Origin of the sequence: Peribacillus sp. R9-11 (assembly GCF_031345095.1) — a bacterium.
Classification (GTDB): domain Bacteria; phylum Bacillota; class Bacilli; order Bacillales; family DSM-1321; genus Peribacillus; species Peribacillus butanolivorans.
This window is the reverse complement of the sequence record NZ_CP133763.1, coordinates 582,747-609,404: the sequence shown is the minus strand read 5'-3', so window position 1 is coordinate 609,404 and position 26,658 is coordinate 582,747. Positions and strand designations below refer to the sequence as shown.

Sequence of the window (26,658 nt, the reverse complement as noted above, 5' to 3'; positions counted from 1 at the left end):
TTATTAACGATATTCTCTTCTTGTCAACATTTACCCAAATTTCTATTGCTTAACCCTCTCCCCTGGATGTAACATCAACAAGGTATACATATCTTAGGAGACGAAAACTTATGAATCAAAAGCTGCTTATTAGTGTTCTAATTTGTATGGTCGGCATATCTGGATTTTCTCAAGGAATGCTTCTGCCAATTATCGCAATTATTTTCGAAAATGACGGAATTAGCTCTTCCTTAAATGGATTTCATGCTGCGTCACTTTATATTGGGATTCTTTTAATTTCTCCTTTTATGGAAGCACCTCTCCGCAAATATGGCTATAAGCCATTAATATTGTTTGGCGGAATAACTGTAATTCTTTCACTTGCCTTATTTCCGGTCTGGAAATCATTCTGGTTTTGGTTTGCTCTGCGTTTTTTCATCGGAATCGGTGATCATACCCTTCACTTTGCTACCCAGACATGGATTACCGCTATTTCCCCTTCAGCAAAGCGCGGAAGGAATATCGCTATTTATGGACTATTTTTCAGTCTTGGTTTCATGGTTGGTCCGCTAATGACGAAGCTTCTGGAGATTAATCAGTCTTTGCCATTCATCATTACATCCATACTAAGCCTGCTTACGTGGATGACTGTATTCCTGATTAAAAACGAGCTTCCTGAACAAGATGAATCAGAAAGCACATCATTCTTCGGTACACTTAAACGGTTTACGAAAGTGAGTCGCATCGCATGGGTCGCCTTTTTACTTCCATTCACCTTTGGTGTACTTGAATCCTCATTGAATAGTAACTTTCCAGTATTCGCATTGCGCTCTGGAATTGATTTAACCGCAGTATCGCTTATCATTCCAGCATTTTCAGGTGGTACTTTGCTTTCACAGATTCCGCTTGGAATGCTCAGTGACCGATTTGGCCGACGAAAAATCTTGCTGATCATTCTTTTTTCAGGCTTTACCGTATTTACTCTAGCTGGAATTGTTTCATATTCCGTAATCGGTCTGTTCATTTGCTTCCTGCTTGGCGGGATGATGGTGGGTTCGACTTTCTCTTTAGGAATCAGTTATATGGCAGACCTTTTGCCTCGCAACCTATTACCTGCAGGAAATCTGTTATGCAGCATCTTCTACAGTCTCGGCAGCATTGGTGGTCCGTTTTTCGGTGGTTTAGTCATCGAATACTTACAAGGAGGTAATTTTTTCTATCTAATTAGTATAATGCTTCTTCTTGTCTTTATTTCACTGGTGCTATTTAAGGAAAAAATGCCTGCTCCAAGCTTGTAGTATAGTTTATTATCTGAACTACTCCATTTATTATTCAATTTGTATTGTTTTTATCATATAGTGGTCAAATGATATAATTTATGGTTCTTTATATTTTTTCCTACATTAGAATCATTCTTCTTTATTTTTGAATAGGATATGTGTTAATATAATATTAATAAAAAGAACATCACGTTAATAAACCTTTGAAATCGTTGCTGTCATCGCAATTTTGGTGACAGCTTTCATATTTTACTCAGAGAAATGACGTTGATTATCTTTCTCAATTAGATATTATACAAATGATAATCTATATCATTTACACAAAAATAGAAAAGAATATGGGAGGGAATCTTATGACCACTGATACTAAACAATTAACACAACCGACTGCATGCGAAACCTCTTGGTTGGAAAAAGTAAAACCCCATCTAGAACTTATTGCCGCATTGTTTAGCGGTGTATTAATATTATTAGGCTGGGTGCTTTCTAAGAATGGACTTGAAACTCCTTCTATCGTTATATATTTAGCTTCCTTCCTAATCGGCGGTTATGCTAAAGCAAAAGAGGGAATTGAAGATACGTTTGCCGATAAGGAATTGAATGTTGAGATGCTAATGATTTTCGCGGCCATCGGTTCTGCGATTATCGGATACTGGACGGAAGGCGCGATTTTAATTTTCATCTTTGCTTTGAGCGGGGCGCTTGAAACATACACAATGAATAAAAGTCATAAAGAAATTTCAGCACTTATGGATTTACAGCCGGAAGAAGCGCTGCGAATCACAAATGGATATGAAGAAACCGTATCCGTTTCCCTGCTACAAGTCGGGGACCTAATTTTGGTAAAACCAGGTGAAAGAATACCCTCTGATGGAAAAATCACGGACGGACGTACCAATATTGATGAAGCGGCGATCACTGGCGAATCTATTCCAGTTAGTAAGTCATTGGATGATGAAGTATTTGCGGGAACAGTGAATCTGCGTGGAACGATTACCGTAGAAATTACAAAACCAGCAAACGAAACGTTATTTCAAAAAATAATTACTCTCGTTCAATCTGCACAAAGTGAAAAGTCTCCTTCTCAGCTGTTCATTGAACGTTTTGAAGGAACCTATGTAAAAATTGTATTAACCGTTGTCGCTTTGATGTTGTTCGTACCGCATTTTGTATTAGGGTGGAGTTGGACCGAAACATTTTACCGGGCAATGATTTTGCTTGTTGTTGCTTCACCTTGTGCCCTCGTAGCTTCTATTATGCCAGCTACGCTATCTGCCATCTCTAATGGTGCTCGTCATGGAATTCTATTTAAAGGCGGTATCCATCTTGAGAATCTTGGCAACTTGAGAGCAATTGCCTTAGATAAAACCGGAACATTAACAAAAGGAAAACCAGAGGTAACGGATGTAATTATCCGTGAAGATTTAAACGAAGAAGATTTCCTATTCCATATTGCATCTGTTGAAAATTATTCGAACCATCCTTTGGCAACATCAATTGTGCGCTACGCTAAAACTAAATTAGTTAAAGACATCATTAAACCGGATAATATGGAAGATATCTCAGGTAATGGGGTTCAAGCATATTTCAACGGAGTGCTTTGGCAAGTAGGAAAAGCTGATTTCGTCGGAAGAAGTGAAGCCGAACAATTTCAAAACGGTATTGCACTAACACTAGCTGAACAAGGAAAGACGATAGTTTATGCAAGAGACAATCAAGGTATTGCCGGCATTCTTACATTGAAAGACGTGGTGCGTGAAGAAACGATTACTGCTATCGAAGCATTGAAAAATGAAGGCATTCATACCGTTATGCTGACAGGCGATGGTGAAAAGACCGCTAAAGCGATTGCATCTGAGAGCCATATCGATGCATATATTGCTGAATGCTTACCTGAAACTAAGGTTACTGAAGTGAAAAAGTTGAAAGAACAATACGGTACTGTAGCAATGGTTGGAGATGGAATTAATGATGCACCTGCACTTGCAACTGCTTCTGTCGGGATTGCAATGGGCGAAGGCACAGATGTTGCGTTGGAAACAGCGGATGTTGTCCTAATGAAGAATGACCTACCGCGTATTGCCGAAGCAGTAAGGTTATCTAAGAAAATGAACCGAATCATTAAACAAAACGTCGTTTTCTCGATTTCTGTCATTATGGTTCTGATTGCATCCAACTTCCTTCAATTCCTCGACCTTCCATATGGCGTAATTGGCCATGAAGGAAGCACCATTCTAGTTATTCTGAACAGTTTAAGATTATTGAAAAACTAAACAAAAAAGGGAGCCTATAAGGCCCCTTTTTTTGTGTTCATTCTACTTAGTGATAGCCGTTTTTCCCATTAGCAGAACCTGACGTTTTATGGTTCGAACCTTTTTTTCCTTTTTGCTTTTTGTTGCTTTTACCCATGAAAGAATTCCTCCCTACTACTAAGTCGTCATTTCTTGATTAGCATTAGCTGCAGGACTTATAGCTATTACGGGAACTTTAGGAAGCTCATTCACATTTTGGCTGTTCTTTATTACTTATGAGTGCATTAATTTCCCCGCCTAGAATTATGATTAGCCCTGATAAGTAAAACCAGACCATTAACACGATTATCCCACCAAGGCTCCCATAAGTTGCAGAATAATTTGCGAAGTACGCTACATAAAAAGAAAATAAAAAGGAAACGAGACTCCAGCCAGCCGTGGCAAAAATAGCACCCGGAAGCACTGTCAGGCATTTCAACTTTTTGTTGGGCGCTATCAAATAGAGGATCGTAAACACGATAAATAATACAATTGTGCTAATCACCCAGCGCATATGATTCCAAATCGACAAAAATTCGTCAGATAGCCCAAATTCGGCAAATAAAAATATACCTATCTGCTTTCCGAATACAGGAAGCAACAAAGCGACAATAAAAACAAAAATCATCGCTAATGTGAGAATAATCGACATTCCCCGGGAAATAAAGTAAGTTCGACTTTCTTTTACACCATATGCGTGATTAAAGGCTTTAATAATTGCATTCATTCCATTAGATGCTGACCATATTGTTCCGATGACACCAAACGACAATAAGGTACTATTCCCTTCCATAACTTCTGCTAGATTTCCCTCAATGATTGCCATAGAACCATCTGGTGCATATGAACGGACTATACGTAAAATATCTTCCTGTGAAAATGGCAGGTAGGCCAATAAAGTAAATAGGAAAATAAGTAACGGAAACAGGGAAAGTAAAAAGAAATAGGACAGCTGGGCGGCAAGTCCCGACACATCATCCACTTGTAACCGTTTTATGAAAGTTTTGAAGAATGACCATTTCAACCATTCTTTTTTATCGGCCATACCTCCACCTCATTATCTAATTTAAGGGAATACGCTCTTCTAAATCATGGTTTGAAGACGATTCTTGCTGTCCTTCCGCAGAGAAGACCTCTTTCGTCTCCATCACAACATGCGCAACTTGCGATGGAATATCTTTCATCTCCTCTACTCTTTGGGAAATGAAGGATACATCATCGGAAATTTTTTCAACTGTGGCACGAACTTTTGAAGATGTTTCACGTACTTGAGTTAGGATTCCATTGGGGTTTTTCACTAGTTCTTTCATATTATTCATGCAACTTTTGCTGTTTGCCAATACGGAACTTCGCGTGTTTTTATCAAAAAGACTAACAGCAGCCCCAGCTAGAGCCCCTATAAAAACCGCTTGCATAAATTTACTTTTCTTTGCACACTTATATTCTTCACGAATGTTGCTCATATATTCTCCTCCTCGTCATATATTAGTTGATGGGTAATGGTGGTTATCTCCATTATACAGTGTTTAAAAAAGTTTTTTCCTATCTTTTCCCAAACATGCTCACATTAAAACGCGAGACAATCAAGTAAATCGGAGATAATGCGTCGTTTTCCTACTGAATATTCATTGACTTATAGGGGTAATCATGCAAAGATGAAAATAATTTAGAAACGTGTGAAAGGATGAGGGAAATGGATTTAACACAAAATACAGCCGAAAGTGTCGAGTTTATGGTAGAAGCAATCAAGGATAAACTAAAAGTAATGAACTTCGGAGCAATCAAATCCACCCATTTCGATATCGAAATGTATGAAGAACTTCATGATATTTATAAAATGGTGATGAAAAAAACAAACTTTAGTGTCCGTGAAATGGAAGCAATCGCTGAAGAACTTGGAAGACTCCGTAATAAATAACATCCAAATCCTCCCATAATGGTGAGGGTTTTTTATTTATTAAAGAATTCTGCTAAATTTGTTATAGTGAATATTATTGGACAATCAGACAGGAGTTGTAGGTATGGTAGAAAGAAGAACGCCCATTAGTCTCGCAGATGCAGTAGAAAAAGTGATGAAACATAAATTAGAAGGACAGGTGGAAATAGTTGCTCTTGAGGAAAGTCATTATCGTTTTTTAGCTCAAGATATTATAGCCACAAATGATGTTCCACATTTCAACCGTTCACCGTATGATGGTTTTGCCCTCAGGTCTGAAGATACGGCTGAAGGTTCCCTTAATAATCCGCTCGAATTCGAAGTGATAGAAGAGTTGGCTGCAGGGATGGTTTCTACTCTTCCTGTGCAACAAAGCCAGGTAGCAAGAATCATGACTGGAGCCCAGATGCCAGATGAATGTGATGCAGTTATTATGCTCGAGCTCACCAAGGAATTTGAAAAGGACGGGAAGAAATACATATCCTTTAAACGCTCTCTTAACGCAGGCGAAAATGTGTCTTTCAAAGGAGAGGATGCAAAAAAAGGTGATATTCTTGTCAAAAAAGGCACAATGATTAATCCAGGCATCATCGGCTTGCTTGCTACATTCGGTTACGCTGAAGTTCCAGTTGCCAAAAAGCCTGTCGTCGGCTTATTTGCTACAGGGTCAGAACTTCTAGATGTCAGTGAACCATTGCAACCGGGAAAAATTCGCAATAGCAACTCTCATGCCATCTCCGCCCAAATTCAGAGAGCAGGAGGAGAAGTTCGTTTTTATGGAAAACTTAAGGATGAATTTGACTTAAGCTATGAGGCGATTTCCTCAGCCTTGGAGGAAGTCGACCTTCTCATTACAACGGGGGGCGTCTCCGTCGGTGATTTCGACCTTCTCCCTGACATTTACCAGAAAATAGGAGCTAATGTTTTATTCAATAAAGTAGCCATGCGCCCTGGCAGTGTAACAACAGTTGCTGTATTTAATAATAAATTTCTATTCGGCTTATCTGGTAATCCATCTGCCAGTTATGTCGGCTTTGAGTTATTTGCAAGACCGATTATTCGAACCATGCTGTTTTCTGAGCAGCCTCATTTACGAAAAGAAAAAGCGCAATTGGCTGAGGATTTCTTAAAGCCCAATCCCTTCTCACGGCTTTTGCGAACTCGTTTATTTTTCGAATCTGGCCAACTGAAGGTTATCCCTAGTGGTGTAGATAAATCCAATATAACAACAAGCCTTGCAGGAGCAAATTCACTAACCGTATTACCTGGAGGCACTCGTGGATTCAAAACTGGCGATATCGTGGACGTCCTTCTTCTTGATGACCAAGAAGGATGCGTATGGCCTTGGTGAAACCATTTATATTTCAAGTGGTCGGCTACCAAAATAGAGGAAAAACGACTTTCATTACGAATATAATTGAGAAGCTTCGCGCAGTAAACTTGGAAACAGCCGTATTAAAGCATCATGGGCATGGCGGAAAACCCGATCATACAAGTATAAAGGATTCGACCAAACACTTTCAGGCTGGGGCAGCTGCATCACTTGTTGAAGGAGACGGGACGATTGAATTACTTGGCAACTTTAGAAATGGAACCTCTATAGCAGAGCTGATTCAATTGCTGGCTCTTTTTCATCCCGACGTGATTTTGATCGAAGGATACAAACAGGAAGACTTTCCTAAGGTAATTCTAATCAAAGAGGAAAATGACCTTCTATTACTAAAACAGCTTAATAATATCAAAGCAATTATTGCTTGGCCTGACTGTTTGGAGCAATCAATGAGCAATGCTTCAGTACCCGTCTTCCCTTTAAATTCGGATCATTTCATTTCATGGTTTCTAGAACAGATATGAAGGAGTTTTTTTATGTTTATTCAATTTCCCTTAGAAAAGCGACGCGCGATGATTGAACGCATTCAAGAGTATGTCTACCAGGAGAATGGTGAAAAAATTGGCGAAATTGCTGCTGAAAACCACTTACAATTCATTCTCGACAACATCGCTCCCTTTATATATAACGAGGGCATTAAAGATGCTAAAACAGTAATTGAGGACCGAATTGGGAACATCGAAGAAGATTTATATTCATTGGAACGACCAATTAAATGAAATGAAAAAAACAGCATCAATTTTCGATGCTGTTTTTTTCGCTTTTTAGGAGATAAGATAACCAAATCATTATTGTTCCGTTAAAATAAGTGGTCCGTTCTTTGTGATGGCAATCGTATGCTCATATTGAGCCGAGTATTTCCCGTCTGCAGTAGAGGCGGTCCAACCATTCGCATCCCTGCTGGCTTTATATGTACCTACGTTCACCATCGGTTCAATTGTGAATACCATGCCCTCTTTTAGGCGCGGCCCTTTATTTGGCAATCCATAATGCGGAACTTGAGGCTCTTCATGAATAACATTTCCAATCCCGTGGCCGATAAAATCACGGACGACAGAGAAGCCTTCCGCTTCTACATATGATTGAATAGCATGACCAATGTCGCCAATACGATTGCCTTCTACAGATACTTCAATCGCCTTATATAAAGATTCCTTTGTCACATGCAGTAAGTGTTCCGTTTCCTTTGAAACCTTACCGACCGGGTACGTCCAGGCAGAGTCTGAAAGCGCGCCGTTATAATTAACAACCATATCAATTGTTACGATATCGCCATTTTTCAAAGGTGTCTTTCGAGGAAAACCATGACAGATTTCTTCATTGATGCTTGCGCATGTCGCATATTCATACCCTTTGTAACCCTTTTGTTCTGGCTTCGCCCCATGTTTCTTTAAAAACCCTTCAACAAATTCTTCAATTTCCCATGTTGTCACACCGGGTACAATTAATTTTGCAATTTCCCTATGACAAGCTGCCAAAATTTTACCTGAGTCATGCATCGCTTGAATCTCACGTGCAGATTTTAATACGATCAATCGTTACACTTCCTTTTTTTTCGTCTCTCCTTTTATTTTACTGCAAAGATGGAAGTATATGAATCCTTAAAACCATATTAAAGAAAAAATCCCGACGGCGTCGGGATTTCAGTTTGTAGACAAAAGGGGTTCGGAATGTTTTAATTCCGGACCCCTTTTGAAATTCCCTTTGAATTTTGCTCAAGATTAAGAGATTGGGCCTCTACGAGCCCACTTTATTAAGCCATTCTTGGACCTTGCCATGTCCAATTGGCTATCTTCTTTAAATTCATGGCAGCGAAAGTAAGCATCGCCTGCATCGACAATTTTTTAAGTCCCCTTAAAGTAGTCCAACGCATACCATGCTTTTCTTTTGCATCTGCGAATACACGCTCTATTGTTTCTTTACGTTTCGCATATATAGGTTTTACATCCTTGTGATGACGCAGATGATCTGCTTCTTCCATATAATTTTGCCAGATATGGCGTGTCACCACTTTTTGATGGTCTTTGCTTACTGTACACTGTGATAAAAATGAGCATGTCGCACAAGTGTGTTTGGGTGATTTGTACTCGCGATAGCCCTCTTTATTTGTTGTTGAGTACTTTAAAATCTCGCCCGATGGGCAGAGATAACAATCAAAATGTTCATCGTAAACATAGTCATGCTTGCGAAAGAACCCTTCTTTTGTTCGTGGACGTGTATAGGGTAAAGCTGGTGTGATTTCTTTCCCAAAAAGGTAGCTTGTAATGGCTGGTGTTTTGTAAGCTGCATCTGCGGCAACAGCTTCAGGTTTTCCAACTTTCTCAATCACTTGTTCAACAAGAGGCTCTAAGATATGACTATCATGCGTATTTCCCGGTGTTACAATCGTCCCCAGCACAAAACCGTTGCGGTCCGCAGCCGCATGAAATGAATAGGCAAACTGTTTTGTTCGTTCATCTTTTACATAGTAGCCACTCTCAGGGTCAGTTGTACTTTCTTTAATTTCTTTGGTTTCTTCTTTATCAAATTTATCCGGTGGAAAAGGCTTCTTTCCATTGTTTTCACGATCTTGATTTATTTCTTCTTGAAGGCGTCCTTGATATGCTCGTGTTTCCTTACGAACGATTTTCTTTTCGAATTTTCGCTTATTCGCACTGGCTTTCACATGTGTTGAATCAACGAATACGTGCTCTGCACTTATTAACTTTCTTTCTGAAGCTGTCATTAAGATACGATAAAAAATCCGTTCAAACAGGTCTGTATCTTTAAAGCGACGCTCATAATTTTTCCCGAACGTTGAGAAGTGAGGTACTTTATCATGGAAACCGTAACCTAAAAACCAACGGTAAGCCATATTCGTTTCAACTTCTTCAATCGTTTTACGCATCGAACGAATACCGAAGGTATATTGAATGAATGTCAATTTAACTAATATAACTGGATCAATACTTGGGCGCCCTATCTCTGAATACATCTCTTTCACCAAGTCATAAATGAAAGTGAAGTCAATGGCCCCCTCAATTTTACGAACCAAATGGTTCGCTGGCACCAGTTGATCCAAAGTAATCATTTCAAGTTGATCTCGCTGAATAGAATTATGTTTCGAAAGCATCGTCATCACCTCAAGTTTTAATACTTCTATATTAAAACAAAAAGGACTGTAGGCAAAAGTGGTTATATCTAATTGTTAAAACAAAGTTGATTGGAACGGAAGGTGCGAGACTCCTGCGGGAAATGCGTGTCCAAGGGAGACCCCACAGGCGCAAAGGCGCCGAGGAGGCTCCCTGACCGCCCGCGGAAAGCGAGTGCCCTACGTTCCAATCAACGTTCGAATTTTTACAACCCCTCAAAAAAACTGTAGACAAAATCGATTTTCATCGAGTTTGTCTACAGTCTGAAATCCCGACGGCGTCGGGATTTTTTTATTTCAATAATCTAAGTGACTCTCGATTAAAGGCTGGGATATCTTCTGGTGTCCTGCTGGTGACAAGTTGATCGCCGCAAACAACGACTTCTTTGTCTAAATATGTAGCACCTGCATACTCCATATCTACCTTAATAGATTTATACCCTGTTGCATGACGTCCTTCAAGTGTTTTGGCAGTAATCAGCAACTGTGGTCCATGACAGATTGCAAATACAGGTTTTTTTTCATCCATGAACGATTTTGCGAACGTTACGAAGCGTGCATCTGCACGTAGCTGGTCTGGGGAAAAACCTCCAGGAATGAACAAAGCATCAAACTCCTCTGGTTTTACTGAATCGATGCTTTCATCTATTGTGACTTCGACTTCACCTTGTTTGCCTTTAACAGTTTTCCCTTGTTCCATTTCAATCGTAGTTACCGTATGGCCGGCTTCCTCAAATGCTTTTGCCGGTTCACTGTACTCCGAGTCTTCAAACATATTCGTTACTACACATGCGATTTTTTTACTCATAAAAAATTCATCTCCTCCATTTTTAGATCGAATGAACTTACTCCATTTATGTTCCCTCATGTAGAATAAATAAACACTTGAACTACCCACCACTTATCGACCTTACGGTCCGATTGAAGTGGGGGATTCCTAAGAACATTAGCCTATCGGCCAATTTTTAATTAGGCTACTCCCGTAGTTCCTACGGTTAGAAGCCTTAAGGCTTCATTCATTAGATTGAGTCCTGCGTTAATATCTCGATCGTGGCGAGTAGAACAAAAAGGACAATCCCATTCACGAAGATTCAGATGTTTAACGTCTTTATTTTGGTAACCGCAGCTAGAACACAATTGGCTAGAAGCAAACGTTTTAGATACGGTCACGATTTGTTTACCATACCGTTTTGCTTTGTATTCCAACATTTTTTTGAATTGGTACCAAGATACTTCACTAATAGCTTTAGCTAGTTTTTGATTTTTCATCATATTCGACACTTGCAAGTCTTCCATTCCAATAACATCGTGGTTTTTGATGATTTCGGTAGAAACTTTATGTAAGTAATCCATTCGGGCATTTGAAATTTTTTCGTGTAGGATAGCCACTTTTCGTTTTTGTTTTTGATAGTTTTTGGCTTCAGCCAATGGTTTATTTTGATTCAAGGCTATTTCTTGTCGCCTTGAAAGAATCCGTTGTGCTTGGGACAATTTCTTTTCGACCGTCCGGAAGAATTTTGGGTTTTGATAGACCGTACCATCTGAAAGAATAGCAAAGTTCTTCAAACCAACATCTACACCGCACGAACGATTCGTTTTAGGAAGTACTTGTACATGGGTTTCGGCTAAAACGGAAATGAAATATTTACCCGAAGGGTTCCGCCTAATTGTGGCATTGATGATTCGCCCTTCGACTTCGCGGCTTTTAGCAAAACGAACTAGACCGAGTTTTGGCAATTTGATTTTGTTTCCAACAATTCCAATATTCCCATTCGTATGTTTAGTCGTATAGGACTGGATAGGATTCTTTTTCGATTTGAAGCGTGGTGACTTGTTTTGCTTTTTATAATATCGACTATAGGAATCTGCTAAATTTTCCACCGATTTCTGTAAGGCAATACTGTCTACTTCTTTCAGGAAAGAGTACTCTTTCTTTAAAGCTGGAAGTTCTTTGATTGTTTCGTATTTATTCAGAAAAGAACCTTTCCGTTCATTAGAGGGTAATTGGCCGTTCTGCTTCATTTCTTCACAAATATACCAGTAGGCATCTTTCTCCTTTTGTTTGCCTAAAAAGAAGTTATAGACAAAACGGGAGCAGCCGATCGTTTTATTGATTAGAACTAGTTGTTCTTTAGTTGGATAGATTCGAAATTTATAAGCTTTGTTTACGACCATTGGTTTCACCCCCTTATAGTTATTATTAACCATCGAACGTATGTTTGCAAAAAGATTACTTTGGCTTATGCCAACCGCCATTCATCTCCCCCTTACCGTTGTGCTCTCGCCCTTCACACGCTTTAAGAGGGAGTCTTCTGGTGGGAAATGATAAAAAATAATAATGTCCTCCATATATATACCAATAACTCTCGTATAAGGTTATTAAATTTATAGATGATTTTTGATCCAAGACTCTGAGCTCCTGTCATGTTCTATTCTGATTATGTTTGGGGAATTTACCTACCACATGTATGGCACTAATAAGTCTTTTGTTAATCCACTTTCGGTTTTCATCTGTATTCAAGTTTTCAAATATCCGCTTCCGCCCTTCTTCCGTTGTTACATAATAATTGGGCAGGGCATTCAAAGATAATGTGATAATGTCATTCTTACATTTGTTGCACGAGCAAAACGTTTGATATTCCATTCCAGCCATTAAAATCTGCACCCAAGTCACAACAATCTCTTCCATAACATTTGTATATTCTCTTTCCATACATACTCCTTTAAAAAAGAAAAACCCGTCCATACCAGACAGGTTTTCACTCATTTATTGCCGTCCGCGGAACAATCAGTATTTCAACACGCCGGTTTTTCGCTCTTCCATTTTTTGTTTTATTAGAAGCAACTGGCTTAAATTCCCCATGACCTTTTGCGCTGAACATTTCGGGATCCAAGTCTTTATTTCCGAGGAGAAGTTTCATGAAATTAACCGCACGCATAACGCTTAAATCCCAGTTCGAATCATACCTGTAAGTCTGAATCGGTATATTATCGGTATGTCCGCTTATTATAATGTTTCTGGGTAAGTCCATAACTAGAAGATTTGAAATTTCCTTAGCCATTTTTCGATCTTCACTTCTAACCTCTGCCACGCCTGATTCGAACAGCACATTATCCCTAATTGATATCAGCATGCCTTCATCCGTGAGGTTCGTACCCAATTTATCTGTTAAACCGTTCTTTTTAATATATGCATTTACACGTTCCTGAACCTCTGTAAGCTGTTTCTTTTCGCTTTTACCTAACCTCTTAAGTTCTTCTGCCCCTGTACTTTGTTCCGGTGATGTTGGTTTATTGCTGGGAGAATCGCTGGGGAAATCCATAAATCCCGTCCCGCTCGTAAACACTTGATTAAACACATTAGATAATTGTTGGAATCGAACTCCATCAACCGAACTCGAAGCGAAAAGGACGATAAAAAGTGCAAGAAGCAAAGTTAAGATATCGGCATAAGGTACTAACCATGACTCATCAATATGCTCTTCATGCCGCTGTTTTTTTTTCCGCCTAGCCATCTTCTCTCACATCGCCTTCTAACCACTTTTTACGATCTTCAGCAGGCAAATAGGATGTTAGTTTTTGTTCTATCGTTCTTGGCGCTTCCCCTTCGATGATCGATAAAATTCCTTCTATCATCATTTCTTTTATCCGGACTTCTTGTTGCGATTTCCGCTTAAGCTTATTCGCAAATGGATGCCATAACACATACCCTGTGTAAATTCCCATCAAGGTTGCTACGAACGCTGCAGAAATGGCATGTCCTAATGCCTCGGTATCAGCCATGTTACCTAATGCAGCGATCAGCCCGATTACCGCACCCAATACTCCAAGTGTCGGTGCATATGTGCCAGCCTGACTAAAAATTGCAGCCCCGCTTAGATGACGTTCTTCCATTGCGTCTATTTCTTCTGCTAAAATATCACGAATATAATCAGCACTCTGACCCTCGACCGCAAGATTCAACCCATTTTTCAAAAAGGTATTGTCGACTTGATCCGAAATAATTTCTAAAGCCAATAAGCCTTCTTTTCTGGCAATGACCGCCCATTCAGAAAAGGTTTTAATTAGTTCTTCAGGCTTTGTTAATTGTTGTTCTAAGAATAAAACTTTTAATATTTTTGGCAATCTTTTTAATTCTGAAAAAGGGAAAGCCGTTACAACAGAAGCTATTGTCCCTACAATAATGATCAAGATAGCTGCCGGGTTAATCAGCGCTGTAATGCTTACGCCTTTCAATACCATTCCCACTAAAATAGCCACAATCCCTAGAACTACTCCCAAAACCGATGTTATATCCATAATACTCACCCATTCATTAAAAGTCTTATCTGCCCTTTATATCGGATGAAGTTTGAAAAAAATGAGTATTATTTTACTATTCCATTGGATAGAATTTAAAATTTCATTCTATTATCACAAAATCTACCTGCTTTACTCCTTATTAAGGACAGATTCCATAGCATATTTCAGTTCAGACAAAGTTTCCGTCAAAAGGGAATTTCAAGCCGCCCTGTTTTTATATATTAATTTTTTCCATAAAAACCTTGTTTAAAAAGGAATTTTACGATATCTTCTCTATTGTTCCAATGTGCCCTCCGCTCTATCTCATTCACCCTTTTCTTATTAATCTATTAAAATGAAAAATATTTAGACAAAAAAAAGACGAAGCATGTCAGCCTCGTTCTTTTTTCTGGTACCATATATTTCTACCATCCAGCCATTTGATGATGGGTGAGAGTAAAAATAAAATGAATAAAATTCTGAATAAGTGGAAACTAGTGACCACAGATAAATCCACATGAACAGACATAGCTGTTACTGCCATTTCTGCCACACCGCCTGGTGCCATACTTAAAAACAATTCGTTAGCCGGTATAGATAGGATGGGAGCAAACTGAATCGAAAGATAATAACAAAATCCAATTAACAGGACATTACTAACGAATACTGCTCCGAACATCTTTCTGAAAAGTCGAGGATTGTCGACCTTCAATGTATACCCTAAATGCGTGCCAATCAGCAATTGTGAAAAGTTCAACCAAAAATCAGGAATTTGCGGTGCCCCAGGTCCTGCCAAATTAAATAGGGCTGCCGCCATGAGAGGCCCAAGTAAAAATGGCAGCGGGAAGTTTACCCTTTTGGTGATGAAAATGAATAATAGAAAGGTTACAATCATCAGAATGGCTAATTTCCAATCATAATCAAACATGAAAAAGGGCCGATCCGAAACACTTACTACCGCAACCGAATCAACTGTCATAACGTGAGTCACAAGCCAGGGAACAATGGATATAACAAGGATGACTCGAAGCGTCTGCATGAAGCCAACAATTGTTTCATCACTATCCTTCATTTCCTCACTTAGGACCACCATCTGAGACAGACCACCAGGAAAACTGCCAAGCATGGACGTACTCAAAGATAAATTCATTCGCTTTCCAACAAACCAACCAGTTAATACCGTAAATAAAATGATAGCAACCGTCGTAAAAAGCATGATGGGCAAATATTCAATCATTTCATTTAACGATTGTTTCGTGAATGAACTTCCTAGTTGTAAACCAAGAATAACCAATCCAGTGCTTCTAAAGGGTTTAGACCATAACATGTACTTTCCTAATTTGATTTTAGCAATCATCACCACAAATAATGGTCCGAGCATCCACGGTAAATATATTCCAAGACGATTAAACACGAACCCACCTATGAAAGCTAGAAAAGCGGTGAAAATAACTCTAAAAATCTTACTCTCAACTAAATATGTTTTCATATTATTACCCTTCTTTATCTACCATAATTTCATCTTTCATCTTAACATAAAATAACCTGTTTCAAGTCTACTACCCTCTCTTGTTTTCGCCTGGGGTTTTTTGCCGTTTTGGCCAATTTATTTGGCGGTTATTGTGCAGATCGATTTGGGAGAAAACGCATGATGGTTATTTCAACATTCGGGCAGGGCTTCGCCTACATCTTCTTTGCTTGGTCCAGCTCTCCTTGGCTTGATTCTCCGATTATAGGATTTGTTAGTTTCACCGCGGTAAGTATATTCAGCGCCTTTTATAATCCAGCGAGCCAGGCGATGGTCGCCGACGTGATTCCAGAAAAAGATCGCAGCAAAGTTTTTGCTGTTTTTTATACCTCCATCAACATTGCAGTGGTCATAGGTCCAATTTTAGGAGGCATTTTTTATGCTAAACACCGATTCGAGCTGTTAGGGATTGCCGCCATCATTAATATCCTTCTTGGTTTCATTCTGCAAAGATGGGTAACCGAAACAGCTTTTCTAACAAAAACCCCCGAAAAAGAGCAAAATGGCTTTTCTTTTTTACTGAACCAGATACGGGACTATCAGGTGATTATCCGCGATAAGGTCTTTCTGCTCTTTATCATCGCTGGTGTATTGATCTATCAGACATTCATGCAGCTTGATTTATTGTTTCCCGTATATATTATAGAAATGGTCGACCTGCAATCTGTATTTTCGTTCAACTTAAAAGCAGAGCAGACTTTTGGACTCTTGCTTGCAGAAAATGGATTATTCGTTGCGCTCTTAACCATTTCTGTCACAAAGTGGACGTCCGTCTATAAAGAAAGAAACGTATTCATTGCCTCTTCAATTACCTACTGCTTCTCGATAATTTTATTTGGATCGACACAATGGATTTGGGGGTTATTTATCGCAATTGCTTTGTTTTCATTAGCTGAGCTTTTGACAGAGGGCATTCAGCAGGGATTTGTATCCAAGCTCGCTCCGGCACATATGCGGGGGCAATATTTTGCTGCAGCAAGCTTGCGTTTCACAATTGGTAGAATGTTAGCACCATTGGCCATTCCCATGACAGGATGGATTGGTTACAATTGGACATTTGGCATTCTTAGTGCGCTGGCAATCGCAAGCGCCGTTTTATATTTCATCATGTTTTCCATTTATGAAAAAGAACAGCGCAGCAATTCCACTATTTACTAGATTTCCCACCCCCACAAACTCACAGTTCAAGGTAGAATGATTATATAGGGGTCAAACTCTTATGGAGGGGTGACTAAATGTTATCAAATACAGAAATAGGCATTGACTTAGGAACTGCAAATACGCTAGTTTACAGTAAAAATAAAGGAATCGTATTTAATGAGCCATCTGTTGTGGCCATTGATATAGAGACTAATAAAGTATTAGCAGTCGGTGTGGATGCAAAAAACATGATTGGAAAAACACCTGGAAATATCGTTGCGATCCGGCCACTAAAGGACGGGGTCATTGCGGATTTTGATGTAACCGCACAAATGCTACGGGAAATCATGAAAAAAGCAAGCAAGGCTTTAGGCTTATCAATTCGAAAGCCAAGTGTAGTAGTCTGTACACCATCAGGCTCAACATCTGTGGAAAGAAGAGCCATTCAGGATGCAGTCAAAAGCTGTGGAGCCAAGCAGGTCCACCTTATTGAGGAACCAGTAGCAGCAGCAATCGGGGCAGGTCTGCCTGTAGAAGAGCCAGTTGCTAATGTCATCGTTGATATCGGCGGTGGTACAACTGAGGTGGCAATTATTTCTTACGGCGGCGTAGTTTCTTGTAATTCCATCAGAATTGGCGGAGATCAATTGGATGAAGATATCTCCCAATTCGTAAGAAAAAAACATAATGTGTTAATCGGGGAACGGACAGCTGAACAAATAAAAATGGAAATCGGCTACGCCCTCGTTGAACATTCCGTTGTGACCATGGAAGTCAGAGGTCGCGACCTTGTAACTGGTCTTCCAAAACCGATTACGATATCATCCACTGACGTCCAGGAAGCAATCCAGGAATCGCTTCTTCATATTTTAGAAGCAATCAGAGCCACTTTGGAAGACTGTCCTCCTGAATTAAGTGGTGATATTGTTGATCAAGGTGTCATCTTATCTGGTGGAGGTGCACTCCTTAATGGAATACAAGATTGGCTAACGAATGAAATTGTAGTACCAGTCCAACTTGCTGATAACCCGCTTGAATCAGTTGCCATAGGAACTGGCCTTTCACTTGAGGTCATTCATAAATTACAAAAAGCAGTCTATTAAAAAAGAGAGGGAATTCCAACTTAGGGATTCCCTCTTTTTTTATGTTTTATGCTGCCAAACTACATTTTTTTTAGAAATGCCTTACATCCCCTCATTTTAGTAAGATATAACACACTAAACTGATATATTTTTTCTTGTTTAGGTAGAGAATAAGTAAAAGAAGGTTTACTTTTGGACACCACTTTTTTATTTCCATATGAGTTGCTTTTTTTGGGGGAATCTTTCTTATAGGACTTAATACATGCAATGTAACATAATTTGTGATATAATATAATTATGTTACATTGGTAAGAGGAGAAGATCTATGGAATATGTGGAAGCCTTTAAGGATATCAATCAAATCAGCAAAATAAAAACGTATTTACGAGCTCACTCCAGTCGGGATTATTTATTATTTGTACTCGGAATCAATACGGGTATGAAGATAAATGAAATGCTGGAAATCACTGTTTCCAACGTTCTCGATGAAACAGGAAAAATCAAAGAGTTTTATGAGCAACGAATGGAGAATGAAGAAGTCACTCAAATTTATTTGAACTTGAAAGTTCGTACCGCCTTACAAGAATACCTAAAAGGCTCGAAGGTTATCGAAGGTCAATTTTTATTTCTATCCCCTAAAACAAAAAAGCCGATTACGCGCCAACAGGCTCACCGAATCATTCATGATGCTGTGGAAGGTGCAGGTCTGACAGGTAAATTCGGAGCGAGTTCGATGCGCAAAACATTTGGCTATCATGCCTATAAACAAGGAGTGTCTCTTTCTTTGATACAAAAGCATTACCATCATTCAAGTCCATCAGAGACACTAAAATACATTGGCATTTCTAAGGAGAAGAAATTCAAAACGATTATTGATGTTAATTTATAAACATATTTCTATCTTCTAAAACTCTAACCAACTATCTTAAGGAGGAATTCCAGTGAAAATTAGAGAAAGCGAACTTCCTGGTATTGGCCAAAAATTTGAAATCATAACGAGAAATGATGAAAAATTAGTGATTGTCATTCACGATGATGGTCGTCGGGAATTGTACCATTTTGATAATGAACATGAAGAAGTTATATCGAGCATCACCCTTAACGATCAGGAATCGCGACAAATGGCTTCCATCATAGGCGGTATGGTTTACAAACCACAAGCGCTTGAAACGATTGAGATGTCATTAGGCGACTTGGTTATTGAATGGTTCAAGGTGGAACCAGGTTCAAGAGCAATCAATCAAACAATAGGTTCGATTGATATTCGGAGCAATTACAACGTAACCGTTATTGCCCATTCGAAAAAAGGAAAAAAACAACTAAACAATCCTGGTCCAGACTCTATCATCGAAACAGGCGATACGCTAGTAATATCTGGTGAAAGAAAAGATATCCGTAACCTGACAAGAGAACTTTTGACCGACGAAAGGAGTGACTAAGCACATATGGACCATTTAGTCTTTGAAGTAGGAACTGCCCTGCTTCTAGTAGCATTAGCTGCTCTCGTTGCAGGTAAATTTAAAATATCAAATGTTCCATTATTAATTATCATTGGCATGCTCGTTGGCCCCCATGCTCCAAACTTCGGATTGATTGATCTGCGCTTCATCGAAAGTGATGAAATCATAGCGTTCCTCGGAAGAATCGGGATATTGTTCCTTTTATTTTACTTAGGTCTTGAGTTTTCCGTTAAAAAGCTAATGAAGTCAGGGAAAAATATAGTAACAGGCGGAACGTATTACATTTTAATCAACGCTGGAATGGCCTTACTATATGGTTTCCTACTCGGACTACCTTTAAGAGAAGTTCTAATATTAACAGGGATTATCAGCTTTTCATCAAGTGCCATTGTAGCAAAAGTCCTTGTCGATCTTAAAAGAACAGGTAATAACGAAACAGAGCTCATTCTTGGTATCATCATGTTTGAAGATATCTTCCTTGCTGTTTATTTATCAGTCGTATCTGGATTGGTATTAAGCGATTCTGGTTCCATTTGGGGAACGCTACTTTCTACCTTCATCGCCATCGGATATATGCTGATATTTTTCGTAATAGCTCGGAAAGCCTCTGGTTTACTCAACAAATTATTTAATATATCCTCTGATGAGATATTTATTATTGTTGTGTTTGCCTTGCTATTCTTTGTCGCAGGTTTCTCAGAAACAATTCACGTTGCAGAGGCCATCGGTGCATTACTGCTTGGTCTAGTCTTTTCTGAAACGGAACACAGCGACAGGATAGAAAAACTTGTCATTCCCTTTAGAGACTTCTTTGGCGCCATATTCTTCTTCAGCTTTGGCTTGAGCATTGATCCAACTACCCTTGGTGGAGCTGTCTGGATGGTCCTTGGAGCCGTTATCATCACTATAATCGGTAACTTTGTCGCTGGTATGATAGCCGGACGAAAATCTGGTTTATCTCACAAAGCCTCAGCCAATATCGGTTTAACTATTGTTTCACGTGGTGAATTCTCCATTATTCTCGCCAATCTAGGTATTGCAGGTGGTTTAATGCCAATACTAACCCCGTTTGCGGCACTATATGTTTTGACCTTAGCGATTCTTGGACCGATCCTTACAAAAGAATCCAAACATATCTATAATATCCTCAATAAAATCTTCAAATGGACGCCGCCAAAGGTCCAAAAGGAACAACAAAAAGAAGAAGTGTAATAGAGGAAGGTCGGACAAAATGTTCGGCCTTTCTTTACACTTCTTCTTTAAAGCTCTGCAAATGTTAACCGCCGAAACTTTTTCCTTATTTTCCCGTATAATAGTAAAAAGACGGGGGGGGAAACATTTTATGAGCCATTCTTGGAAAAGAACAATTAGTTATTTATCCTACTTAATTCTATTATTAAGTGTATTATTATATGGTTTAAAGTACCAACATCATCTAGAATTAATTAGTCGCGAAACATATGAGATTAAGGGATATTTTTTGTTTCAATCTTTCTTTCCAATTTTCATCGGGGGCATATTCGCGATACCTAGTATCGTGAAAAACTTTTTAACAAAAGGTCACTGGAAAATGAATTGGCTAAGGTTACTCATCCTTGGATTACCGTTCATTTACATGTCCATTATTCCAATTTTGTATTTCACTGAAATAATTGAATTCGAATTACCTTTCTCCACATTGGTTTGGGGAGGATACTTCGGAGCAGATGGATCAACCACATTTAATTCAATTACAGGAATAATTGCGGGTTATATTGTTCTTACAAGTATAAGAAAACCAACAGATATACAATGAAAGACAACCTGAAGGGTTATCAAGACCTTTTTTAAAAAAGTACCTTCCATTTTCTTTTCTTTTCTTTAGATAGGAGGATTAACTTACCTGAACTGTGGGAAAAGAAGCAGATAACCTTAGTAACTATTCAGGAGTGATGCCCGGATGAATAAGTCGATAAAATTCAGCAAGCAGCTTATCAAAGAAATAAAAGAAGATCGTGTAACAGGGTTGGCAGCAGAACAGGCCTATTATTATTTACTCGCACTATTCCCTTTGCTCATTTTACTACTTTCGATTTTACCTTATTTGAATATCGACATTCAGACAGCCATGGATACTATAAAAACATTCATGCCAACGGAAACGGTGGAAGTCATCGAGGAAAATATTATCAACATATTAAGTGAGCGGAACGGCGGCTTACTTACTTTCGGTTTCCTAGGCACCATATGGTCAGCCTCAAACGGTATGAATGCGTTTATTCATTCAATGAACATCGCTTATGATGTGAAAGAAACAAGGAACTTCATTAAAGCCCGCTTTATTTCTATTATCTTAACCTTAGGCTTGGTTGTAGCTTTTATCGTTATGTTAGGTCTGCCCGTTTTTGGGAAAGTGATCATCGATTTATTACAACAAGTCATCTCGCTTCCTGAAGAAATGCAAAGTCTATTCAGCTTATTACGGTGGATCATTGCAGTTGTCGTTATCTCACTAGTATTGACCTTTTTATATCGCTTTGCACCGAATAAGAGTTTTCCAATTAAACACGTTATCCCTGGGGCCGTGACCGCAACCGTACTGTGGCTCGGAATATCACTTGGATTCTCATTCTATGTCAGCAACTTTGCTAACTATTCGTCCACTTACGGCAGTTTAGGGGGCGTTATCATCTTAATGTTATGGTTGTATTTGAGTGGTCTGATCTTTGTAATCGGTGGCGAAATCAACGCAATTCTTCATCGCCAAAATTCTATACCAAAAAAACAATCCCGTACCATCGTACATCCTGTCCCACTTAAAAGGTGAAATAGCTTAAACAGGCTCAAAAGGCATCCCTTTTGAGCCTGATTTTTATGAAAGTTCAGTCCAATCCTACGTAAATGAGTAGGATCAACAACTTTTATCAACGAATCTTTCTTTTTATCTACGAAATTTCAGTTTAATCTACGGAAAGTCTCCATTTATCTTCGTTTCCTTCGATTTATGGATGATTCTACACAAAGTGTCAGGTTTCCGTCTTAGAGACACAACAAAAAGCGACTGCCCACATTCGGACAGCCGTTTTCCTATTCACCCTCTATTGACAAACTCTTCGTATCTTTCATCATGGGCCAGCCACGCAGCGTATTTCCGCTTTATATATTTATCCGCTTCCCCAAATGTATCAAATGTTTTTTTCTGTTGTTTTCCGTTGATCTCCACAATCCATTCTTCTTCTTCATCTTCATAGATGAAAATATCTTGTTTTTCTCTCGTTGAATACAGGCAACCCTCTGGGGATTCCTTGATATTCAATTGGTTTTTATGAGCATCGCGTTTAATAGGCTCGGCAAAGAAGGTCTTTTCTACGTATTGACTGTATGCCTTTTCGGACATTGTGCAACCTGCGGCTTTTTGATGACCGCCCCCATCGTATTTACCTGCAACCTCAGAAACGTCTATGTCATCATGGATTGTCCGAAAGCTGATTCTTTTACTTCCGACCATTAGAATTGCAATATAATCCAGATGGGAAAACTCTTTGGACAGTTCGTTTCCCAATTCCGAATGATAGGACTCAGCATGGACCACACCTGCTGTATGGGGACCAACCGTAGCCTGATAGACTTCTCTTTTTTTCCTGTTTATGTACCGATCAACCCGGCTTTCCTCAACATCCAAAAGCGTTTGCTCAACTTCGTCAAAAGTAAAGCTTTCAGCCGTTGATAATTTATGGGCGATTTTCATCTCAAATTCCTCAATCGGAATCATAAAGAACAAATCATTTAACCGTTTTGCCGTTAAATTTTTGTTTACTTCCCATTCCCAAGTATCGTATTGACGAACTAATTCAACAAATTCAGCAACAATCCGCGAAGGTTCCAACAATTTTTTTTCAACTGCATACTGATAGAATAATGAAGTCGCTGCTGTTTGTTTACCGTCTTCCTGCTCGACTGTTACAGATGCCCATTCATGTTCGTTCAAATGCAGCGCTGATTTATGATGATCAATCAGAAGCGCTTTGCCTCCATCTTCAACAAACTGTGAAATCGCTTTTTCATTATCTTCATCAACTGAAAGATCAGTAACCAGCAACGTATCCTCAATTTTGGCCTGCTCAAGAAATGCTGCTACATTCTGATTAAGTCTCCCGATTGAATTATAACTAACCACTACTTCTTCCCCGAATGCCAGCTTCGCTACAATACCGCATCCGACTCCATCTAAATCATTATGTGTAAAGAGATGGTACACACAAACCCCTCCTAAATACTAATATAATTACTTTTCCCTAAGATATGAATTTCAATTGCAATCTTTACAATTGTAGCATAATCACATCCGCATATTTTAACATGCTTCATTTACGAACAGCTTTTGTAATAAAATATTTTCATATCATACCTATAAAATTCTTTATTTCCCAGTATTTATACCGATTTATAAAGGTAAGATATTACTTTGGAATCGAGATATTTTCATGTATTCTAAGTGAATCCAGCACGCCACTGTCGAGAAAATGAAGTCCTTTACTACGGAAAGTGGAACGAGGACTAGTATAGAAGCAAGGAAATGGTCACCCTTGCTAAGAACATCATACCCTTGGTGAAAAGGCTAAACAGAAGGAGTACTAATGGATGAATGGATCAGCAAAATAAAGACATTCAAGCGGTTTTAGTAAAGATTGAAGACATATAAAACAAACGAATTTATTTTCTCTGAATGCCTCAATTGAAGCTGCTAGAGCAGGTGAACACGCTTCTTCATTGAAGAAGTGGCGGCAAGCTTCAAAGATCAGGATACTCTCATCAATAAAATAGCAAGAAATTTCTCGAACTTTGAGGAACTGCTTAATGGGTTGAAAAAGCTAGCCAAATCTGACAGGTAATTTTACATTCGCTACATTAAAAAGCCGCAGAAAAGAATTTTCTTCTCTGCGGCTTTTTTAATGTGTACCATTTACTGTTCAATCAATTTTCCAAGGTTCGCCATTTCAATAGCACTAACGGCTGCTTCATAGCCTTTGTTACCTGATTTTGTTCCTGCACGTTCAATAGCCTGCTCGATATTTTCAGTAGTCAACAAACCGAAGATAACAGGTACGCCTGTGTCCAGAGAAACTGCTGCCATGCCTTTAGCTGCTTCATTACACACATAATCATAATGAGAAGTGGCCCCCCTAATTACTGTTCCAAGGCCGATAACTGCATCATATTTGCCTGTGTTCACTAGTTTTTTCGCAATTAGCGGAAGTTCAAAAGCCCCTGGTACCCACGCTATGTCAACATCATTCTCATCAACACCATGACGCTTAAGGCCATCCAATGCACCTCCTAAAAGCTTGCTTGTAATAAACTCATTAAATCTTCCTACCACGATGCCTACTTTCAACCCTGATCCGATTAATTGTGCTTCAATAATTTTCCCCATGTCCATATCCTCCTAATTTAAAAACAAATGTCAATTTTTTCTTATTTTTATTTTTCAACCACTTATATCCTTCAAGCATTCGGAATATTTAATTCAAGTCCCTGTTTCTCATATATTTTTCTTTGTTGGAGATAACGAGTTAGCTCGGCAATCGTAATGAATTTAAGATCGAATTTTTCGGCGATAACTTCTAGATCAGTTATTCGTGCCATTGACCCGTCTTCATTCATGATTTCACAAATAACGCCTGCAGGAGCAGCCCCGCATAACTTTGCCAAATCTACGGATGCCTCCGTATGCCCTGCCCGTATTAACACGCCACCTTCTTTAGCGACAATCGGAAAAGTGTGACCAGGCCGTTGGAAGTCCCCAGCAACTGAATCTTCTTTAAGAAGCTCCAGAATGGTCAAGGATCTTTCAAATGCACTTATTCCTGTAGAAGTACTTTTATGATCGACACTAACTGTAAAAGCAGTTCCATGATGATCGGTATTTTCACCGACCATAGGATGCAAATTCAATTTTGCCGCCAGTTCTTCGGTAATGGTTGTACAAATCAAACCGCGTCCATGGGTCGCCATAAAATTAATCGCTTCAGGCGTTGCCTTTTCTGCCAATACAACAAAGTCACCTTCATTTTCACGGTCTTCATCATCGGATACGATTACTACTTTACCAGCTTTTAAGTCTTCGATCGCTTCTTCTATTGTATGGAACATCTTTTACACCGCCCTTTAATTAAAATCCGTGTTCTGCCAAAAACTCTAAATTCAGTCCTGGTTTTGAATCACTTTTTTTTATTTGATGTATAATATATTTCCCTATCATGTCATTTTCGATGTTAACGATATCGCCAGCTGCTTTCCGCCCCAATATTGTGTCTTGATGAGTCAGGGGAATCAGAGATACAGTAAGCAGGTTTCCCTCTATCCCGAAAATTGTCAAGCTCGTACCATCAATGGCAACTGACCCTTTTGGGATGCAAAATTTACTAAGTCCTTCTTCCAAATTGATCACATAATACACAGCATTTTCTTTTCGCTCTTTTTTTATTATCGTTCCCGTACCATCAATATGGCCTGAAACAAAATGACCGCCAAACCTGCCCTGTGCACTCATGGCACGTTCCAGATTCACAGGTGATCCTAGTTTTAACGTCCGGATTGAAGAAGCTTTGACCGTCTCTGGCATCACGTCGACAGTAAACAGACTTTGCGTGAAGGACGTTACGGTTAAGCAAACTCCGTTGACAGAAATACTGTCCCCCAGATGAACATCTTCGAGGATTTTCTCAGAACGAATCGCCAACTCCATGCTGCTTTTTCCTTTTTTCAAGGAATGGACGGTACCGATATCCTCAATGATTCCCGTAAACATGTTTTTCCCCCTTTTATAGAATATAAAAAACCCCTTAGATTGACCTAAGGAGTTAGCAGGAGAAATGAGTGAAAAATTGTATACCTAAAAAGCCTAAAATTTTCATTTTTGAAAAATTAGGCGCACGTATACACTTGGGTTCCACACGTCCTTCTCCCATCCAGACTATACTGTCGGCTTTGGAATCTCACCAAATCCTGCCTTTATCAGGCTCGCGGGCTTAGAATTTCTTCATCACCGCCGGTTGGGATTTTCACCCGACCCCGAAGGACTAAATTATTATGAATCTCTGAATATTTTATCACCTTAAAGTAAAGATGTAAAATTTCTAACCTTAAATGAACCATTAGTAACAAGAACTTACTATGTAT

Annotated in this window: 26 protein-coding genes, 1 pseudogene and 1 riboswitch; of the genes and pseudogenes, 13 read left to right on the top strand and 14 right to left on the bottom strand. The window is 39.1% G+C overall.

The features are described from left to right. Positions 1 to 110 precede the first annotated feature (110 nt). Together RE409_RS02910 and RE409_RS02905 are read left to right on the top strand one after the other, a co-directional pair. Positions 111 to 1,277: an MFS transporter gene (locus RE409_RS02910; protein ID WP_056522482.1), complete on the top strand. Its 1,167-nt coding sequence runs from the start codon at positions 111 to 113 to the stop codon at positions 1,275 to 1,277. Positions 1,278 to 1,612: 335 nt separating this feature from the next. Further along, entirely contained in the window at positions 1,613 to 3,532 is a 1,920-nt protein-coding gene (locus RE409_RS02905) for a heavy metal translocating P-type ATPase (protein ID WP_201250102.1), read from the top strand. Positions 3,533 to 3,755: 223 nt separating this feature from the next. On the opposite strand, the gene RE409_RS02900 is transcribed toward RE409_RS02905, so the two are convergent. Then, positions 3,756 to 4,595: a YihY/virulence factor BrkB family protein gene (locus RE409_RS02900; protein WP_201222252.1), complete on the bottom strand. Its 840-nt coding sequence runs from the start codon at positions 4,593 to 4,595 to the stop codon at positions 3,756 to 3,758. Positions 4,596 to 4,611: 16 nt separating this feature from the next. After that, entirely contained in the window at positions 4,612 to 5,013 is a 402-nt protein-coding gene (locus RE409_RS02895) for a YtxH domain-containing protein (protein ID WP_201222254.1), read from the bottom strand. Between the two features lie 230 nt (positions 5,014 to 5,243). On the opposite strand from RE409_RS02895, the gene RE409_RS02890 reads away from it, so the two are divergent. From RE409_RS02890 to RE409_RS02875, 4 genes are all read left to right on the top strand, one after another. Then, positions 5,244 to 5,468 (top strand): DUF1128 domain-containing protein, encoded by a 225-nt coding sequence (locus tag RE409_RS02890; protein ID WP_053344366.1) that lies wholly within the window; start codon positions 5,244 to 5,246, stop codon positions 5,466 to 5,468. 103 nt (positions 5,469 to 5,571) lie between these two features. Next, positions 5,572 to 6,837 (top strand): molybdopterin molybdotransferase MoeA, encoded by a 1,266-nt coding sequence (gene glp, locus RE409_RS02885; protein WP_309558500.1) that lies wholly within the window; start codon positions 5,572 to 5,574, stop codon positions 6,835 to 6,837. Further along, positions 6,825 to 7,340, top strand: a complete 516-nt coding sequence (gene mobB, locus RE409_RS02880) for a molybdopterin-guanine dinucleotide biosynthesis protein B (RefSeq protein ID WP_201183024.1) — start codon at positions 6,825 to 6,827, stop codon at positions 7,338 to 7,340. Before glp ends, mobB begins: the two co-directional genes overlap by 13 nt. 12 nt (positions 7,341 to 7,352) lie before the next feature. Next, entirely contained in the window at positions 7,353 to 7,595 is a 243-nt protein-coding gene (locus RE409_RS02875; protein ID WP_201183026.1) for a DUF2164 domain-containing protein, read from the top strand. Positions 7,596 to 7,664: 69 nt separating this feature from the next. On the opposite strand, the gene map is transcribed toward RE409_RS02875, so the two are convergent. From map to RE409_RS02835, 8 genes are all read right to left on the bottom strand, one after another. After that, entirely contained in the window at positions 7,665 to 8,411 is a 747-nt protein-coding gene (gene map, locus RE409_RS02870; RefSeq protein WP_201183028.1) for a type I methionyl aminopeptidase, read from the bottom strand. A gap of 218 nt (positions 8,412 to 8,629) precedes the next feature. After that, positions 8,630 to 9,988, bottom strand: a complete 1,359-nt coding sequence (locus tag RE409_RS02865) for an IS1182 family transposase (RefSeq protein WP_201181938.1) — start codon at positions 9,986 to 9,988, stop codon at positions 8,630 to 8,632. 310 nt (positions 9,989 to 10,298) lie between these two features. Beyond that, the gene (locus tag RE409_RS02860; RefSeq protein WP_201183030.1) at positions 10,299 to 10,814 is read right to left on the bottom strand and encodes a type 1 glutamine amidotransferase domain-containing protein; all 516 of its coding nucleotides are present in this window, start codon (positions 10,812 to 10,814) and stop codon (positions 10,299 to 10,301) included. A gap of 161 nt (positions 10,815 to 10,975) precedes the next feature. Further along, positions 10,976 to 12,181, bottom strand: a complete 1,206-nt coding sequence (gene tnpB / locus RE409_RS02855) for an IS200/IS605 family element RNA-guided endonuclease TnpB (protein ID WP_201222258.1) — start codon at positions 12,179 to 12,181, stop codon at positions 10,976 to 10,978. 247 nt (positions 12,182 to 12,428) lie between these two features. Next, positions 12,429 to 12,773 (bottom strand): late competence development ComFB family protein, encoded by a 345-nt coding sequence (locus tag RE409_RS02850; protein WP_242486811.1) that lies wholly within the window; start codon positions 12,771 to 12,773, stop codon positions 12,429 to 12,431. Next, positions 12,766 to 13,521 (bottom strand): flagellar motor protein MotB, encoded by a 756-nt coding sequence (motB, locus tag RE409_RS02845; protein WP_201183033.1) that lies wholly within the window; start codon positions 13,519 to 13,521, stop codon positions 12,766 to 12,768. The genes RE409_RS02850 and motB overlap by 8 nt, the downstream gene beginning before the upstream one ends. Further along, on the bottom strand, positions 13,514 to 14,305 hold the full coding sequence (motA, locus tag RE409_RS02840) for a flagellar motor stator protein MotA (RefSeq protein ID WP_057218176.1): 792 nt from the start codon (positions 14,303 to 14,305) through the stop codon (positions 13,514 to 13,516). Before motA ends, motB begins: the two co-directional genes overlap by 8 nt. A 373-nt stretch (positions 14,306 to 14,678) precedes the next feature. Then, the gene (locus RE409_RS02835) at positions 14,679 to 15,776 is read right to left on the bottom strand and encodes an AbrB family transcriptional regulator (protein ID WP_201183036.1); all 1,098 of its coding nucleotides are present in this window, start codon (positions 15,774 to 15,776) and stop codon (positions 14,679 to 14,681) included. A gap of 51 nt (positions 15,777 to 15,827) precedes the next feature. Between RE409_RS02835 and RE409_RS02830 the strand changes: the two genes are divergently transcribed. The 7 genes from RE409_RS02830 (at position 15,828) to RE409_RS02800 (ending at position 22,303) form a co-directional block, all read left to right on the top strand. Beyond that, a complete protein-coding gene (locus RE409_RS02830) occupies positions 15,828 to 16,973 on the top strand; it encodes an MDR family MFS transporter (protein WP_201225033.1) in 1,146 nt (381 codons plus the stop codon). Between the two features lie 77 nt (positions 16,974 to 17,050). Continuing rightward, complete coding sequence (gene mreBH / locus RE409_RS02825; RefSeq protein ID WP_201222260.1) at positions 17,051 to 18,058, top strand: rod-share determining protein MreBH; 1,008 nt, start codon at positions 17,051 to 17,053, stop codon at positions 18,056 to 18,058. A 304-nt stretch (positions 18,059 to 18,362) separates the two neighbouring features. Continuing rightward, complete coding sequence (locus RE409_RS02820) at positions 18,363 to 18,926, top strand: tyrosine-type recombinase/integrase (RefSeq protein ID WP_053344356.1); 564 nt, start codon at positions 18,363 to 18,365, stop codon at positions 18,924 to 18,926. Between the two features lie 52 nt (positions 18,927 to 18,978). Further along, positions 18,979 to 19,476 carry a cation:proton antiporter regulatory subunit gene (locus RE409_RS02815; RefSeq protein WP_053344355.1) on the top strand — a complete coding sequence of 166 codons (498 nt, stop codon included), beginning with the start codon at positions 18,979 to 18,981 and terminating at the stop codon, positions 19,474 to 19,476. A gap of 6 nt (positions 19,477 to 19,482) precedes the next feature. Further along, on the top strand, positions 19,483 to 20,709 hold the full coding sequence (locus tag RE409_RS02810) for a cation:proton antiporter (protein WP_056522512.1): 1,227 nt from the start codon (positions 19,483 to 19,485) through the stop codon (positions 20,707 to 20,709). 130 nt (positions 20,710 to 20,839) lie between these two features. Continuing rightward, on the top strand, positions 20,840 to 21,292 hold the full coding sequence (locus RE409_RS02805; RefSeq protein ID WP_201183040.1) for a hypothetical protein: 453 nt from the start codon (positions 20,840 to 20,842) through the stop codon (positions 21,290 to 21,292). 144 nt (positions 21,293 to 21,436) lie between these two features. Next, positions 21,437 to 22,303, top strand: a complete 867-nt coding sequence (locus RE409_RS02800) for a YihY/virulence factor BrkB family protein (protein WP_190270389.1) — start codon at positions 21,437 to 21,439, stop codon at positions 22,301 to 22,303. 264 nt (positions 22,304 to 22,567) lie between these two features. Here RE409_RS02800 and RE409_RS02795 read toward each other — a convergent pair whose 3' ends face one another. The 4 genes and pseudogenes from RE409_RS02795 to ribE (RE409_RS02780) form a co-directional block, all read right to left on the bottom strand. After that, a complete protein-coding gene (locus RE409_RS02795; RefSeq protein WP_201183042.1) occupies positions 22,568 to 23,734 on the bottom strand; it encodes a DHH family phosphoesterase in 1,167 nt (388 codons plus the stop codon). Positions 23,735 to 24,439: 705 nt separating this feature from the next. Further along, complete coding sequence (gene ribE, locus RE409_RS02790; protein WP_056522523.1) at positions 24,440 to 24,910, bottom strand: 6,7-dimethyl-8-ribityllumazine synthase; 471 nt, start codon at positions 24,908 to 24,910, stop codon at positions 24,440 to 24,442. A gap of 80 nt (positions 24,911 to 24,990) precedes the next feature. After that, positions 24,991 to 25,629: pseudogene (ribB, locus tag RE409_RS02785) on the bottom strand (3,4-dihydroxy-2-butanone-4-phosphate synthase); the annotation flags it as partial. Positions 25,630 to 25,648: 19 nt separating this feature from the next. Continuing rightward, positions 25,649 to 26,287 (bottom strand): riboflavin synthase, encoded by a 639-nt coding sequence (ribE, locus tag RE409_RS02780; RefSeq protein WP_201183046.1) that lies wholly within the window; start codon positions 26,285 to 26,287, stop codon positions 25,649 to 25,651. 144 nt (positions 26,288 to 26,431) lie between these two features. After that, positions 26,432 to 26,562, bottom strand: a riboswitch (FMN riboswitch). Positions 26,563 to 26,658 lie beyond the last annotated feature (96 nt).